The organism is Citrobacter sp. LJND-P06 (assembly GCF_058188415.1).
In genome coordinates this window covers 2,323,349-2,339,448 of record NZ_CP187317.1, presented here as the reverse complement: position 1 = coordinate 2,339,448, position 16,100 = coordinate 2,323,349, and the positions used below count along the sequence as shown (strand labels likewise).

Sequence of the window (16,100 nt, the reverse complement as noted above, 5' to 3'; positions counted from 1 at the left end):
ATATGAACATAAATGACAATGCCAGGGACGGTAATTCAAAAAAGAGTGAGTGACATGGACATCAAAACCAAGAAACCGCGTTCCCTATATATTCCCTACGCCGGCCCTGTACTGCTTGAATTTCCTCTCCTGAACAAAGGCAGCGCATTCAGTGCGGAAGAGCGTGGTAACTTCAACCTGCTGGGGTTACTACCGGAAGTCGTCGAAACGATTGAAGAACAGGCCGAACGCGCCTGGATCCAGTATCAGGGATTCAAAACTGAAATCGACAAACACATTTACCTGCGTAACATTCAGGATACCAACGAAACCCTGTTCTACCGCCTGGTGCATAACCATCTCGATGAGATGATGCCGGTCATCTACACCCCAACGGTCGGTGCCGCCTGTGAGCGTTTCTCTGAGATCTACCGTCGTTCGCGCGGCGTATTTATCTCCTATCAGAACCGCCACAACATGGACGATATCCTGCAAAACGTCCCGAACCACAATATCAAAGTGATCGTGGTGACTGACGGTGAGCGTATTCTGGGTCTGGGCGACCAGGGGATTGGCGGCATGGGGATCCCTATCGGGAAACTGTCGCTGTACACCGCCTGTGGCGGAATAAGCCCGGCGTACACCCTTCCGGTGGTGCTGGATGTCGGCACCAATAACCAGCAACTGCTGAACGATCCGCTCTACATGGGCTGGCGTAACCCGCGTATCACCGACGATGAGTACTACGAATTTGTCGATGACTTCATCCAGGCGGTGAAGGAACGTTGGCCGGACGTGCTGTTGCAGTTCGAAGATTTTGCCCAGAAAAACGCGATGCCGTTACTCAACCGCTATCGTGATGAAATTTGCTCTTTTAACGATGATATCCAGGGAACGGCTGCGGTCACCGTCGGTACGCTCATTGCGGCCAGCCATGCTGCGGGTAGCCAGTTAAGCGAGCAAAAAATCGTCTTCCTCGGCGCGGGTTCCGCAGGTTGTGGGATTGCCGAGCAGATCGTTGCGCAGATCCAGCGCGAAGGGCTAAGCGAAGAAGCCGCTCGCCAGCGCGTCTTTATGGTGGATAGATTTGGTCTGTTAACCGACAAGATGCCTAACCTGCTGCCGTTCCAGACCAAACTGGTACAAAAACGCGAAAATCTGCATCAGTGGGATACGCAAAACGACGTGCTCTCCCTGCTTGATGTGGTGAGAAACGTGAAGCCGGATATTTTGATCGGCGTTTCCGGTCAGACAGGGCTGTTTACCGAAGAGATCATTCGCGAGATGCACAAGCATTGCCCGCGTCCGATCGTGATGCCGCTGTCTAACCCGACTTCTCGCGTGGAAGCCACGCCGCAGGACATCATCGCCTGGACGGAAGGTTGCGCGTTGGTGGCCACGGGCAGTCCGTTCGCCCCGGTGGTATGGAAAGACAAAACCTATCCTATCGCCCAGTGCAATAACGCCTATATCTTCCCGGGTATCGGTCTGGGCGTGATCGCCGCGGGCGCGTCACGTATTACCGACGAGATGCTGATGTCGGCCAGTGAAACGTTAGCGAAATATTCGCCGATGGTGCTCAACGGTGAAGGACTGGTTTTACCGGAGTTGAAAGATATCCAGGCCGTGTCGCGCGCCATTGCGTTTGCCGTCGGTAAAATGGCCCAGCAACAGGGTGTGGCGGTGAAAACCTCCGCCGAGGCGCTGCAACAGGCTATCGACGATAACTTCTGGCACGCAGAATACCGCGATTACCGCCGTACCTCGATTTAACTCACCTGTACCCCGGCGACGACATGCTTGCCGGGGTATTCTCCCCCCGATGTTTGCAGTAGCGAAATTCCTCCTTTGTGCTTACACTTTCACCACCCATTCACATTCGGAAAATAAAAGGAGGATACTTATGCTGTACTGTGAACGTTTCATCGCTTCACATACATTAGGCGATCGTCAGTGCTCAAGCGTTATCGATATCGTGCTGCGATAACTTCGGCTTGAGCGAAGCGACCTTCTCTTCCCCCTTCTCTCGGGCTTACCGGGTTGTCGTCAGCGATGTTTGACGAGGCGTTTTAACGCCTGTAACTCTTGAGTAAGCAACAATGAGCACGTTATTAACCGCACACTCTTTACACGTTGATACGGCGTTTGGCCCGTTATTCCGAGATCTCACCTTTACGCTGAAAAAAGGCGATCGTCTGGGTCTTATCGGCGACAACGGCTGTGGCAAAAGCACACTGCTAAAGATTCTCGACGGCAGCGAAACGCCGACGTCAGGCACGGTTTCTCTGGCCAGCCACTGTCATCTCGCCCGTGTTGAACAACATTTGCCGCCAAACATTCTCGCGTTACCCCTGCGTGAAGCGTTGTTGGTGCAACTGCCGGAACGCGAACGCCTCAGCCAGCAATGGCAGGCGGAGTCATTACTCGCAGAAATGGGTTTTGCTGCTGAGGATTTATCACTGTCAGCACAAGTGCTGAGCGGCGGGCAGCATACGCGTCTGTTACTTGCCCGTGCGTTGATGCGCCGTCCCGACCTGCTGTTACTGGACGAACCTGGCAACCATCTGGATCTCCCCACCTTATTGTGGCTGGAACAGTTCTTACAACGCTGGTCGGGCAGTTTCGTTGTCGTCTCCCATGATCCGAATCTCCTGGATGCGGTCACCAACGGCACCTGGATCCTGCGCGATCGTTGCCTGCACGCGTTCTCGCTGCCCTGTAGCGCGGCCAGAAACGCATTAGCTGACGCGGATGTCAGTGATGCGCAGCGCCGTAAAGCTGAGCAAAAAGAGATTGACCGGGTGACCGCCAGCGCCAAACGCCTGGCGAACTGGGGACGGGTATACGACAACGAAGATTTGTCTCGTAAGGCAAAGCAGATGGAAAAACAGGTTTCCCGTCTGAAAGCCGCACAGACCGACGTTACGCCAGGAAGTCAGTGGTCACTAACATTACAGGGGGATAGCGTTCGCGCTGACCGCCTGCTAGAGATAAACGACCTGTTCCTGTCACCGGCACCGGAAACCCCGGTGCTGTTTTCTGCTTCGGGGGCGAGGTTAAAAAGCGGTGACCGGGTTGCGATTGTCGGACGTAACGGCTGCGGAAAATCATCACTGCTCCGGTTACTCTGGCAGCAGTTTCAGTCTCAGCAGGACAATGCGAGTGTGTCTGTACACCCCCGCGTCTCGCTGGGCTATTACGATCAAACGCTACAGCAGCTTGCAGATAATGATTCGCTGTTGGATGCGCTTGAACCGTTTGCCCCACAGCCCGACGTACGCAAGATGGCGCTGATTGGCGCAGGGTTTCCCTGGAATCGTCATCAGCAGCAGGTCAAAACGTTAAGCGGCGGTGAGCGCTCACGGCTGTTGTTTGTGGGTTTGTCGCTGGCGCGGTTTAGCCTGTTGATGCTTGACGAGCCGACCAACCATCTGGATATGGAAGGCAAAGAGGCGCTGGCGCAAACTCTGCAAACCTTCAGCGGTGGCGTGCTGCTGGTGAGTCATGACCGGCAGTTGATTAGCCAAAGTTGTAACCGTTTCTGGTTTATCGACCAGGGTGTGCTGAGTGAATGGCACGATCTTGAGGCGATCAACGCGCGGATTCGGGAAACGTCTGTCGCGTGGCCGACGGTGACTCTCTCGGCTCAGAAATCGGCTCTTCCCCTCCCGGATGACAGCGATCGCCTGCTGGAAAAGCTGCTGGCGCTGGAACAACAGTTAGCGAATGACCTGGCACGTAAGCCAAAGCACCAGAAGCCGCATTTACAGGCGCAATGGCGTCAGGAAATCGACGCGCTGATTTTACAGCTAGAATAATCAGGACATCGGGGCACCGGCGGGTGCCCTTTCTCGCCCGTTTCGTCAAGCTATTAACATTAGTATTTATTATGTTTTGACAAGGCTAATAACGGTAAAGGCAGGCCAAAACAAGGAAATAATCGTGTTTTACGCTTGCATATATCATCAGAAAAATTAATCCTTACGAGGTAGAAGAGAATAAGACTCACTCGCTATGCAGTTCACCATCATGATAAGGAGAAGACTATGAAGGCTGCTGTTGTCACTAAAGATCATCAGGTTGATATCACTGAGAAAACGCTACGTTCGCTGCAACACGGTGAAGCGCTCCTGAAAATGGAATGCTGTGGTGTGTGTCATACCGATCTCCATGTTAAAAACGGCGATTTTGGCGACAAAACCGGCGTTATCCTGGGACATGAAGGCATTGGCGTCGTCACGGCCATTGGGCCAGGTGTGACGTCCCTTAAGCCAGGCGATCGCGCAAGCGTGGCATGGTTCTTTGAAGGATGTGGTCACTGTGAATACTGTAACAGCGGCAATGAGACGCTGTGCAGGAACGTCAAAAACGCAGGTTACAGCGTTGATGGCGGTATGGCTGAAGAGTGCATCGTGGTCGCGGATTATGCGGTGAAAGTACCGGATGGTCTGGAATCCGCCGCAGCAAGCAGCATCACCTGTGCGGGTGTCACCACGTATAAAGCGGTAAAAATCTCGAAGATCAAACCCGGTCAGTGGATTGCTATCTACGGACTTGGCGGTCTGGGCAACCTGGCGCTGCAGTATGCGAAAAACGTCTTTAACGCCAAAGTGATTGCCATTGACGTGAACGATGAACAGCTCAAACTCGCCAAAGAAATGGGTGCCGATCTGGTCATCAATTCACGCACTGATGATGCGGCGAAAATCGTGCAGGAGAAAACGGGCGGCGCACACGCGGCCGTGGTGACTGCCGTGGCGAAAGCGGCGTTTAACTCTGCGGTTGATGCGGTGCGCGCTGGCGGTCGGGTGGTTGCCGTTGGTCTGCCGCCGGAAGCCATGAGTCTGGACATTCCGCGTCTGGTGCTGGACGGCATTCAGGTGGTCGGTTCGCTGGTGGGAACGCGTCAGGATCTGACCGAAGCGTTCCAGTTTGCCGCAGAAGGCAAAGTGGTGCCTAAAGTGGCCCTGCGTCCGCTCGGCGACATCAACGCTATCTTTAAAGAGATGGAACAAGGCCAGATTCGTGGCCGTATGGTGATTGATTTCCGCCGTTAATCGGTAAACGGCGACGGCTTTACGCTTCGTCGCCGTTTGTTTTGCGAAGCGTTTTCCACAATCCTCCTCTCCTGCTTCACCTTTAAGCCCATTCCCGACAAAATTTCGACAATCGTAGCGAATGTTGTTGCGTCATACGGAACAATAATGGTATGTTCCTCCTGAAGGAACAAGGATAAAACGGATGATCATGAACTTCAGACACAAGGGATTGCGTGACTTGTTTCTTCATGGGCGCACGTCAGGCGTTCTGGCAACGCAGGTAAAGCGATTGCGCCACCGTCTCGCGGTTATTGATGCCGCCAGCAATATAAACGATATCGACATGCCGGGTTACAGGCTGCACCCGTTGGGTGGCGATCGTGATGGTGTTTGGGCGATATCTGTCTCGGGGAACTGGCGAATAACCTTTGAGTTCGTCAATGGCGATGCATACATATTGAATTACGAGGACTATCACTGATGAAAATGGCAAATCATCCCCGCCCGGGAGACATTATTCAGGAAGCGTTGGACGAACTTAACGTCAGTCTGCGTGAATTTGCCAGAGCAATGGACATTGCTCCCTCTACGGCGAGCCGGTTGCTCACCGGAAAAGCGGCGCTAACCCCCGAAATGGCGATTAGGCTCTCCGTGGTGATCGGCAGTTCACCGCAAATGTGGTTGAATCTGCAAACGGCCTGGAGTCTGACAGAAGCCGAAAAAACCGTTGATATTTCAAAGCTTCGACATCTGGCAACGCAATAATTTATCAGATAAAAAAATGGCGCCTTTTTCAGCGCCATTTTTATAGTACAGAGTCAAAAGAGATTATAACCCTTCTTCACTCTCTTTTTTGGCTTCGGCTTTCTCGACGTCGCGATACCAGCGCGGATGGTGTTTCTTCGCCCAGCGACGGCTGACTTTCCCTTCGACCATACCTTTGATCGATCCCTTCACCCAGAATGCCATGTACATATGGATGAGGATGGCGTGCATCAGAATAATGCCCGCCGCCGCGTGGATCAGCAGGCTGTAACGCACCACCTGCATCGGGAAGAACTGCGCGAAGTACGGACGCCAGATAATGACGCCGGTGACCAGCAGAACGAAAATCATGCTCATGATCGACCAGAACATCATTTTCTGCCCGGCGTTGTACTTACCTACGTCCGCCACTTTGTGTTCATTGCCCTTCAGCACTTCCACAATATTCTTCAGCCACGGAATGTCTTTCTTATCCGGGATGTTGTGTTGTACAAAACGGAAGAACATAAACATCAGCGCGACAAAGATAGCGATGCCGAAGAACGGATGCAGAATGCGTCCCATCTGCGGCGTACCGAAGGTTTGCGTCAGCCATTGCAGCGTCGGGAAGAAAAACGAAATTCCCGACAGCGCCACCAGGAAGAAACAGATCACCACCGTCCAGTGACAGGCGCGGTCGATAAATTTCGTGCGCACTATCATTTTTGACTTACTCATGATGTTCCTCCTCTTCGTCGTCCACTTCTTTGTTCGGGCCAATACCAATGTAGTGGTAAATCAGTCCGGCGAAAGTGGCGATAAACCCTGCTGCCGCCAACGGTTTCAACGCCCCTTTCCAGAGGTTGATTGAGGTGTCGACTTTCGGATCCTTCGGCAAACCGTGATACAACTCTGGCTGGTTGGCATGATGCAGTACATACATCACGTGCGTCCCACCCACACCCTGCGGGTTATAAACACCGGCATGTTCATACCCGCGCGCTTTGAGTTTTTCTACGCGCTGCTCGGCCATTTCCAGCATCTCTTGCTTCGTGCCGAAATGAATCGCCCCCGTCGGGCACGTTTTCACGCATGCGGGCTCCTGGCCGACACTGACGCGATCAACGCAGAGCGTACATTTATAGACGCGGTTATCCTCTTTATTGAGGCGCGGTATATTAAATGGACACCCGGCAATGCAATAGCCGCAGCCAATGCAGTGTTCAGACTGAAAATCGACAATCCCGTTAGCGTACTGGATGATTGCCCCGGCAGACGGGCACGCCTTCAGGCAGCCCGGATCTTCACAGTGCATACAGCCGTCTTTACGGATCAACCACTCCAGCTTGCCGTTTTGCTCGGTTTCGCTAAAGCGCATTACCGTCCAGGATTTCGCGCTCAGATCGGCAGGGTTGTCATACACCCCCACACAATGCCCAACCTCATCGCGAATGTCGTTCCACTCCGAGCACGCCACCTGGCAGGCTTTACAGCCTATGCAGGTGGAAACGTCGATCAGTTTGGCGACCTCAGCCTTGTAATCACGCGCCTGGGGAGGCGGCGTGATGGCGTTTGTTGCAGACCGTTTGATGATGTCCTGCGTTTCCAAAGACATATGTTCGCCTCCCTTACGCCTTCTCGATGTTAACTAAAAACGCTTTGTATTCCGGCGTTTGCGAGTTTGCATCACCGACGTTCGGCGTCAGAGTGTTGGCGATATAGCCTTTACGCGCGACCCCTTCAAAGCCCCAGTGAATCGGGATCCCCACCGTTTCGACCTGCTGACCGTTAACCTGCAAGGTACGCAGACGGCGTGTGACCACCGCAACGGCACGAATAAATCCGCGCTGGCTGCTGACTTTCACATGGTCGCCGTTGGCGATACCTTTTGCGGCGGCCAGCGTCTCGCTGATTTCCACAAACTGCTCTGGCTGGGCGATAGCATTCAGCAATGCGTGCTTGGTCCAGGTGTGGAAGTGTTCCGTCAGACGGTAAGTGGTACCGACATACGGGAACTTATCTTTTTTACCCAGGCGCAAGGCATCTTCTTCATACAAGCGCACCGCCGGATTGGAAATAACGTTTGGATGCAGCGGGTTGGTTCCCAGCGGTGTTTCAACCGGCTCGTAGTGTTCCGGGAACGGCCCTTCCGCCATTTTATCAATGGCGAACAGACGTCCCAGCCCTTCCGGCTGCATGATAAACGGCCCGGTTGCACTGCCCGGCGGAGCGGTATTGAAGTCCGGAATATCGTTACCCGTCCATTTCGCACCGTTCCATTGGATCAGCATCCGCTTCGGATCCCACGGTTTACCCTGCGGATCGGCGGACGCGCGGTTATACAGTACGCGGCGGTTCAACGGCCACGCCCACGCCCAGCCCAACGTGTTACCCAGACCAGACGGATCGGCGTTGTCACGGTTGGCCATCTGGTTGCCCTGCTCCGTCCAGCTACCGGTATAAATCCAGCAGGAAGAGGCCGTAGAACCGTCATCGCGCAGTTGAGCGAAACTGCTCAGTAACTGGCCTTTTTTCGCAATCAGCACACCGTTGGCGTCATAGAGATCGGCCAGCGCATAACCGTTGTTTTCTTTGGCGACCTCTTCGGATTCCGGATGGTCTGGCTGCTTGTAGTTCCAGCTCATTTTCAGCAGCGGCTCTACACCTTTACCGCCTTCGTTGCGGTAGAGTTCGCGCAGACGATGGTAAATCCCGGCCAGAATTTCGCCGTCATTGCGGGCTTCGCCTGGCGCATCCTGACCTTTCCAGTGCCACTGCAGCCAGCGACCGGAGTTGGCAATGGAGCCATCTTCTTCCGCAAAACAGGTGGACGGCAGGCGGAACACTTCGGTCTGAATCGACGCCGGGTCGACATCGTTCGACTCGCCGTGGTTCTGCCAGAAGGTTGACGTTTCTGTCACCAGCGGATCGATAACCACCATGTACTTCAACTTGCTCAGGGACTGCACCACTTTGTTTTTGTCCGGGAAGGACGCCACCGGGTTGAAGCCCTGACAGATATAGCCGGTCACTTTACCGCTATCCATCATGTTGAAATATTTAATGACGTCGTAGGACTGATCCCATTTCGGCAGCCACTCAAATCCCCAGTCATTTTCTTTCTGCGCCGCGTCGCCGTAGAACGATTTCATCAGGCTGACAAAGAACTTCGGATAGTTGCCCCAGTAGTTCACCTGCTCGGCAAGCGTCGCTTTCGGCGTATTGGCCTGCAGATAGGTTTGCAGATCGGCTTGTTTCTCAGACGGTAGCGTCAGATAGCCGCTCAGACTGGTAGAAAGAAGACCTAAATCCGTTAAGCCCTGAATGTTGGAGTGCCCACGTAAGGCGTTCACGCCGCCGCCGGCCATGCCCATGTTGCCGAGCAGCAACTGGATCATCGCCATCGTACGAATGTTCTGTGCCCCGACGGTGTGTTGCGTCCACCCCAATGCATAAAGGAAGGTGGTCGTACGGTCAGCCGCACTGGTGGAGGCTAACACTTCGCACACTTTCAGGAAGTCAGCTTTTGGCGTACCGCAGATGTTTTCCACCACATCCGGCGTATAACGGGAAACGTGCTGTTTGAGCAAGTTCCACACGCAGCGTGGGTGACTTAACGTGTCATCGCGTTTGGCATAGCCGTTTTCATCGAACTGATAGTTCCATGATGACTTATCATACTGACGTTTTTTCGCGTCATAGCCACTAAACAGGCCGTCGTCGAAAGCAAAATCATCCCGTACCAGCAGGCTGGCATTGGTGTAATGCTTCACATACTCCGCGTTGATTTTCTGATTTTCGATCAGGTACAGCAGAACGCCAGACAGGAACGTAATGTCCGTACCGGAACGGATCGGCGCATAGATATCCGCAACCGACGCTGTACGCGTAAAGCGAGGATCGACGACAATCAATGTCGCATCATTATTATTCTTCGCTTCCATCGCCCAGCGGAATCCCACCGGATGTGCTTCAGCGGCGTTACCGCCCATCACCATGACGACGTTGGCGTTTTTGATATCAACCCAGTGGTTGGTCATCGCACCGCGACCAAATGTTGGAGCAAGACTTGCTACCGTTGGTCCGTGTCAGACGCGTGCCTGGTTGTCGACTGCCAGCATACCGAGCGAGCGCACAAATTTTTGCGTCAGCATACCGGTTTCATTACTTGCCGCAGAGGCGCAAAGCATCCCGGTGGACAGCCAGCGGTTGACGGTGACACCCTGCTCGTTCTTTTCAATAAAGTTAGCGTCACGGTCAGCTTTCATCAGTTTTGCGATACGGGAGAATGCCTCATCCCAACTGATGCGCTGCCATTTGTCTGAACCCGGCGCGCGATATTGTGGATAGCGCAGGCGGTTTTCACTGTGAACATAGTCCAGCAGACCCGCGCCTTTAGGACATAATGCCCCACGGCTTACCGGATGATCCGGGTCCCCTTCAATATGGTAAATCGCTTCTTTCGCGTTTTTGGATCCATCTCCCAGGCTATACATTAATAGCCCGCATCCCACGGAACAGTATGTGCAGGAGTTTCGGATCTCTTTGGCGCGCAGCAGTTTGTAATTACGCGCCTGAGCCAGTGCAGACTTGGGGGCGAATCCAAGCGCTGCGACTGTTGTTCCTGCCATACCGCCCGCGCAGATTTTAAAAAATTGTCTGCGGCTGACGTCCATTGCTTTCCTCTTTTTTACAGGGATGTAACTTCGCGACGAAACTAACAGCTATGACCATATCTTTTTTGCGTCAAATCAATAACGAATCGGTTCCGCTACTAAATAGTGCCGTTTGCCGAACATTTATACCCACAAAGAAGTATCAGCCCGGACGATTTATTAACGCCCGACTGTTTAAAAGTGCTATAAATTTCAGCTTCTTTAATGAAAAGGAACGAGGACAGACGAACAGAATGACGAGAAAAAAAGCAACGCTAATTGGACTGATTGCCATCGTGCTCTGGAGCACCATGGTGGGGTTGATTCGTGGCGTGAGTGAAGGACTAGGGCCGGTGGGCGGCGCCGCCATGATCTATTCATTAAGCGGACTGTTGCTTATTTTTACGGTCGGCTTTCCTAATATTCGCCGCTTTCCTGTTCGTTATTTAATCGCTGGCAGTTTCCTTTTCGTAACGTACGAAATATGCCTGGCGCTGTCGCTGGGTTATGCGGTGACGCGACATCAGGCGATTGAAGTCGGCATGGTCAACTATTTATGGCCCAGCCTGACGATTCTTTTTGCCATATTGTTTAATGGTCAAAAAACAACCTGGCTGGTTATCCCAGGATTAATTGTGGCGTTGACCGGCGTCTGTTGGGTATTAGGAGGTGAAAATGGACTCAATCCTGGCGAAATAATCAGCAATGTTGCCACTAACCCGTTAAGCTATTTTCTCGCCTTTTTGGGGGCATTTATCTGGGCGACATATTGTACAGTCACCAATAAATATGCCAGAGGATTTAACGGAATCACGGTCTTTGTTTTGCTCACTGCCGCAAGTTTATGGGTCTACTATTTACTGACGCCACAGCCTGAAATGCATTTCACGCTTCCCGTCACCATCAAACTATTTTCGGCGGCGTTGACGTTAGGTTTTGCCTACGCGGCCTGGAATGTTGGAATTTTGCACGGAAATGTCACCATCATGGCCGTGGGTTCTTATTTCACCCCTGTGATGTCGTCTGCGCTGGCTGCGGTTCTTTTAAGCGCCCCCCTTTCATTCTCTTTCTGGCAAGGCGCTATTATGGTGTGTGTCGGTTCGCTGCTCTGCTGGCTGGCAACACGCCGTTCCTGAGGCCAATGTTCGGGTCTTAATATCATCCATTGGATGAAAAACGACCCGACAACCTATTTCCTGTTACACATTTTTATCTGGCAGTTATTACGTGGATATTCCATGCGCAGAAAATTCTTATTTGCTTTTTTACGATTTTATTGCCATACCGTTAATACCCTGCCCGCTGTTCAATTTGACGTCACATGAACAAATTGTATGCAATCATTTTCTTTTGTGTTAAATATGTTATCAATATGATTATGTTTTGATAACACCCAGCATTTTATGCGCAAAAGAAACTGTATTCATGCATATAGTTAGCCCCGGCAACTAACGAATATCAAACAATAAATACAGATATAGTCCCCCTCGTAAATATATCTTTTTAGTAAGTTCCTAATTTAAACTAAATTTCTCAGCTCTATTATGTAGATCTGGATCACATAACTGTAAATATTCAGTAATATTATGAAACTTATTATTGAACTTATACCACTGCGTACTTTAAAAATAGTCTGCCATTGACGGACGGGTTCGTTTAGAAATGGTTTAGGAAACACGCTAAGAAAAATATAAGGATTATTGAGCATGAAACTTAAATTAGTTGCAGTGGCAGTGACTTCCCTGTTGGCAGCAGGTGCTGTAAACGCAGCAGAGGTATATAACAAAGACGGCAACAAACTGGACCTGTACGGTAAAGTACACGCTCAGCATTATTTCTCTGATGACACCAGCAGCGACGGCGACAAAACCTACGTGCGTACCGGTTTCAAAGGTGAAACTCAGATCAATGACCAACTGGTTGGTTTTGGTCAGTGGGAATATGAATTTAAAGGCAACCGTGCTGAATCTACCAATAGTTCAAACAGCGATAAAACCCGTCTGGCATTTGCTGGTCTGAAATTCGCTGAATACGGTTCTTTCGACTACGGCCGTAACTACGGCGTAGCGTACGACATCGGCGCATGGACTGACGTTCTGCCTGAGTTCGGTGGTGATACCTGGACCCAGACTGACGTGTTCATGACCAGCCGTACTACTGGCGTTGCAACCTACCGTAACACCGACTTCTTCGGTCTGGTTGAAGGTCTGAACTTTGCTGCTCAGTACCAGGGCAAAAACGAAGACAAACGTAACCCTAACGAAGCCAATGGCGACGGTTTTGGTCTGTCTACTACCTATGAGTACGAAGGTTTCGGCATCGGTGCTACCTATGCAAAATCTGACCGTACCGATGGTCAGGTATCTTATGCCGGTGGTTTGGACGGCATGAACGCCGACGGCGATACCGCTGAAGTATGGGCTGCTGGTCTGAAATACGATGCGAACAACATCTACCTGGCAACCACCTACTCTGAAACCCGTAACATGACTGTGTTTGGTGATAACGATTATATCGCTAACAAAACTCAGAACTTTGAAGCGGTTGCTCAGTACCAGTTCGACTTCGGTCTGCGTCCGTCCGTGGCTTACCTGAAATCCAAAGGTAAAGATCTGGGTACCTGGGGCGATCAGGATCTGGTTGAATACGTTGACCTGGGCGCGACCTACTACTTCAACAAAAACATGTCTACCTTCGTTGATTACAAAATCAACCTGCTGGATGACAACAACTTCACCAAACGTGCTGGCGTAAGCACTGACGACATCGTAGCTGTAGGCCTGACCTACCAGTTCTAATGTTGTTGTAACGTGAAATCAGAGCCAGCCCATGATGGGCTGGCTTTTTATCTTGATCCAGACTCGGTCATAAGGAGTATGCCGTGCAGACGTTCACAGGTCGTTGTCTTTGCGGACAAAGTCATTTTACCGTTAACGTCGAAATGCTTGATGTTTATGCCTGCCACTGCACATTGTGCCAGAAATGGTCAGGTGGCATTGCTATGTACCTGGAAGCCAGCGGTCAACCGCTGTTGTCGCCAGAGTCATCAGAACCTTCGCACTTCCCCTCTTCAACGCGTGGAGAACGTTTTTTCTGTTCCGGTTGCGGATGCCCACTGTGGTTTATGTTGACCGACAGTGAGCGCTACTTTATTCCGTGGACATTGCTGGAGCTTAGCGAAGTCGATCGCCGTCGTCTGATCCTGGCAGCCGAAATCTACACCGAAACGCAACCCGCTTTCTGGCGACTCACGGGGCAATATGCCCGCCTGAGCGGTAAGGAAGTTGAGGAGATGGATTACCCTTGCCAGTTAGCCCACTAAATTAATGCTGTTTTATGCGGGCGAGGCTGAACCACATCCCGACCGCCAGTAGGATCAACAGGCTTCCGGCACTGCTTAACGCCACACTGTGCGACCAGGTGAATGCCTGTCTGGCCGCCCCAAGAACCGCTTCGCCAAGATTCGGTGAGAGCGTATGGGCAAGTTGTACCGCCTCACCCATTGATGACGACGCGCGTTCTATCTCCTGCTCACTTAATCCGTCCGGCAACATGACCGACGCCGAGAAACTCCGGCTCAGCAGTAAACCGAAGATGGCGATACCTAACCCTGCGCCCAACTCATAGGCCATCGTTTCAATGGCGCCCGCGGCGGCGGCTTTTTCTGCCGGTGCCGCTGCCATAATGGCCGCCGTTGACGCCAGAAGCGCACTGGCGGCGCTGAATCCCAGCAATGCCATCAGCCCCCAGGCCTGCCATTGTTGGCTACTGAAGTCAGTCAGCGCCAGGCCGTAGAAACTCAGCGCACTGAGCGCCATCCCGCCCGTTGCCACCCAACGTAACCCCAGTCGTGATACCAGCATTCCGGCTATCGGGCCGCTGAATCCGCTGGCCACCATCACGGGCAGCATAAACAGCCCCGCCTGATACGGCGTCAGGCCGTGCACAAATTGCAGCTCTTGCGCCATCAGCAGTTCAAAACCCACTAGCGTTATCATCGCGGTCATCGCCATCACCACGCCGCTCAGAATGATCCGGTGGGTAAAAAGACGCATGTCGATCATCGGACGCGACGCCGCCAACTGGATGCGCACAAACGCAGCCAGTAACAGCGCCCCCACCAGTAACGTCAACGCAATCACCCCGACCGCAAGATGCCCTTTCAGCGCCGTCTTTGCGCTATAGACCAACAGCAAAATGGCGATGATCAGCATGACCGCGTGCGCCAGGTTGAGCGACTGATCGCGACGGCCTGCCTGTGGCGGAACAAAACGCGCCGTCAATCCCATCACCAGTAAGACAATCGGGACGTTGATCAGAAATACCGAGCCCCAGTAGAAATGCTCCAGCAACATTCCCCCGACCAGGGGACCAAACGCTGCGCCCCCCGATCCCACGGCGGCCCAAACGCCCAGCGCCATATTGCGATGACGCGCTTCAGAGAAGGTGGCGCGGATCCCCGCAAGCGTCGCAGGAACAATCATTGCCGCACCGATCGCCAGCAGCGCACGCGTTGCAATCAGCAGACTGGCGCTATGAGCAAATGCGGCAGCCAGCGAGGCCAGACCAAACAGGCTCCCGCCCAACAACAGAAGACGTTTAAAACCAATGCGATCGCCAAGCGCCCCCATCGGTAAGACCATCCCGGCCATCACCAGAGAATAAATATCAATGATCCACAGCAGCTCGTTGCCACTGGCGCCCAGCGTCATACTCAGCGTGGGGGCGGCAACATGCAGCACCGTTGCGTCGATCGCAACAGGGATGTAGACCAGCACAATAATCACTAACGTTAACCACTGACGAAACATAAAACTCCCGCTAAAAACAAAGTTGGACACATGTCCAGCTTTAGCGATCCTACGGAAAGTTGAACGCATGTCCAGCTTTTTGTTACACTGCCGTCACGGTGACCAGAGTGAGGAACGTATGGGCTATTTAAATCGGGATGAACGTCGCGAAGTAATTCTGCAGGCAGCCATGCGCGTTGCATTACAGGAAGGCTTTAACGCTATGACGGTGAGACGTATTGCGACAGAAGCCAACGTGGCGACCGGGCAACTTCACCACCATTTCAGCAATGCGGGCGAATTGAAATCGCAGGCGTTTATTCGTCTGATTCGTACTCTGCTGGACACCAACATCGCACCGGAGAACGCCAACTGGCGCACGCGTCTTCATGCCATGCTGGGCAGCCACGACGGCGGTTTTGAGCCGTACATTAAACTCTGGCGGGAAGCACAAATACTGGCGGACAACGATCCTGAAATTAAGCATGCATATCTGCTGACGATGAAAATGTGGCACGAAGATACCGCACGACTGATCGCGCAAGGTCGTGAGGCCGGTGAGTTTACCTTCACCGACGGCGCAGCGCAGGACATCGCCTGGCGTTTGATAGCGCTGGTGTGTGGTCTGGACGGCATGTACGCGCTGGGCATGACGGAAATGGCCGACCCCGCCTTTGAGCGCCATCTCGATCACATGATTTCACGGGAACTGTTTATCTGACGGTAAATATGAATTAACAATACATCTTTGTAATTTACATTTAGTTACACTTAAGCAACCTGTTATTCCCCCTACACGTCACGTGGCTGCGCTTTCTTATCTATCCTTTCAAACAATATTCTCAAAAAAACTAATATTTTCTAAAAAGAGCCATTGCGGCTTAGCCTCTTAT

Annotated in this window: 13 protein-coding genes; 9 read left to right on the top strand and 4 right to left on the bottom strand. The window is 52.4% G+C overall.

Going from position 1 to position 16,100, the window contains the following annotated elements:
- Positions 1 to 54 precede the first annotated feature (54 nt).
- The 5 genes from maeA to ACO7SM_RS11110 all read left to right on the top strand — a co-directional run bounded on the left by maeA (position 55) and on the right by ACO7SM_RS11110 (position 5,783).
- Positions 55 to 1,752, top strand: coding sequence for a malate dehydrogenase (maeA, locus tag ACO7SM_RS11130; RefSeq protein WP_490467593.1), 1,698 nt, complete (start codon positions 55 to 57; stop codon positions 1,750 to 1,752).
- Positions 1,753 to 2,078: 326 nt separating this feature from the next.
- Positions 2,079 to 3,797, top strand: a complete 1,719-nt coding sequence (locus ACO7SM_RS11125) for an ABC-F family ATP-binding cassette domain-containing protein (protein WP_490467592.1) — start codon at positions 2,079 to 2,081, stop codon at positions 3,795 to 3,797.
- A 228-nt stretch (positions 3,798 to 4,025) separates the two neighbouring features.
- Positions 4,026 to 5,036 carry an alcohol dehydrogenase AdhP gene (gene adhP / locus ACO7SM_RS11120; protein ID WP_490467591.1) on the top strand — a complete coding sequence of 337 codons (1,011 nt, stop codon included), beginning with the start codon at positions 4,026 to 4,028 and terminating at the stop codon, positions 5,034 to 5,036.
- Positions 5,037 to 5,220: 184 nt separating this feature from the next.
- Positions 5,221 to 5,499, top strand: a complete 279-nt coding sequence (locus ACO7SM_RS11115) for a type II toxin-antitoxin system RelE/ParE family toxin (protein ID WP_490467590.1) — start codon at positions 5,221 to 5,223, stop codon at positions 5,497 to 5,499.
- Positions 5,499 to 5,783: a HigA family addiction module antitoxin gene (locus ACO7SM_RS11110; protein WP_490467589.1), complete on the top strand. Its 285-nt coding sequence runs from the start codon at positions 5,499 to 5,501 to the stop codon at positions 5,781 to 5,783. Before ACO7SM_RS11115 ends, ACO7SM_RS11110 begins: the two co-directional genes overlap by 1 nt.
- Before the next feature lie 63 nt (positions 5,784 to 5,846).
- Here the strand turns inward: ACO7SM_RS11110 and fdnI are convergent, their stop codons facing one another.
- The 3 genes from fdnI to fdnG are packed head-to-tail and all read right to left on the bottom strand — an operon-like array spanning position 5,847 to position 10,438.
- Positions 5,847 to 6,500: a formate dehydrogenase-N subunit gamma gene (gene fdnI / locus ACO7SM_RS11105; RefSeq protein WP_162382270.1), complete on the bottom strand. Its 654-nt coding sequence runs from the start codon at positions 6,498 to 6,500 to the stop codon at positions 5,847 to 5,849.
- Positions 6,493 to 7,377 carry a formate dehydrogenase N subunit beta gene (gene fdnH, locus ACO7SM_RS11100; RefSeq protein ID WP_490470842.1) on the bottom strand — a complete coding sequence of 295 codons (885 nt, stop codon included), beginning with the start codon at positions 7,375 to 7,377 and terminating at the stop codon, positions 6,493 to 6,495. Before fdnH ends, fdnI begins: the two co-directional genes overlap by 8 nt.
- Before the next feature lie 13 nt (positions 7,378 to 7,390).
- Positions 7,391 to 10,438 carry a formate dehydrogenase-N subunit alpha gene (gene fdnG / locus ACO7SM_RS11095; protein ID WP_490470841.1) on the bottom strand — a complete coding sequence of 1,016 codons (3,048 nt, stop codon included), beginning with the start codon at positions 10,436 to 10,438 and terminating at the stop codon, positions 7,391 to 7,393.
- A gap of 233 nt (positions 10,439 to 10,671) precedes the next feature.
- Here fdnG and yddG point away from each other — a divergent pair, with 233 nt between their 5' ends.
- The 3 genes from yddG (at position 10,672) to ACO7SM_RS11080 (ending at position 13,739) form a co-directional block, all read left to right on the top strand.
- Positions 10,672 to 11,553 carry an aromatic amino acid efflux DMT transporter YddG gene (gene yddG, locus ACO7SM_RS11090; RefSeq protein ID WP_490470928.1) on the top strand — a complete coding sequence of 294 codons (882 nt, stop codon included), beginning with the start codon at positions 10,672 to 10,674 and terminating at the stop codon, positions 11,551 to 11,553.
- 570 nt (positions 11,554 to 12,123) lie between these two features.
- A complete protein-coding gene (ompC, locus tag ACO7SM_RS11085; protein ID WP_490470840.1) occupies positions 12,124 to 13,215 on the top strand; it encodes a porin OmpC in 1,092 nt (363 codons plus the stop codon).
- Positions 13,216 to 13,358: 143 nt separating this feature from the next.
- Positions 13,359 to 13,739, top strand: coding sequence for a GFA family protein (locus ACO7SM_RS11080; protein ID WP_490470927.1), 381 nt, complete (start codon positions 13,359 to 13,361; stop codon positions 13,737 to 13,739).
- 1 nt (position 13,740) lies between these two features.
- Here the strand turns inward: ACO7SM_RS11080 and ACO7SM_RS11075 are convergent, their stop codons facing one another.
- Positions 13,741 to 15,228 (bottom strand): MFS transporter, encoded by a 1,488-nt coding sequence (locus ACO7SM_RS11075; protein WP_490470839.1) that lies wholly within the window; start codon positions 15,226 to 15,228, stop codon positions 13,741 to 13,743.
- 118 nt (positions 15,229 to 15,346) lie between these two features.
- Between ACO7SM_RS11075 and ACO7SM_RS11070 the strand changes: the two genes are divergently transcribed.
- Entirely contained in the window at positions 15,347 to 15,928 is a 582-nt protein-coding gene (locus ACO7SM_RS11070) for a TetR family transcriptional regulator (RefSeq protein ID WP_490470926.1), read from the top strand.
- Positions 15,929 to 16,100: the final 172 nt, after the last annotated feature.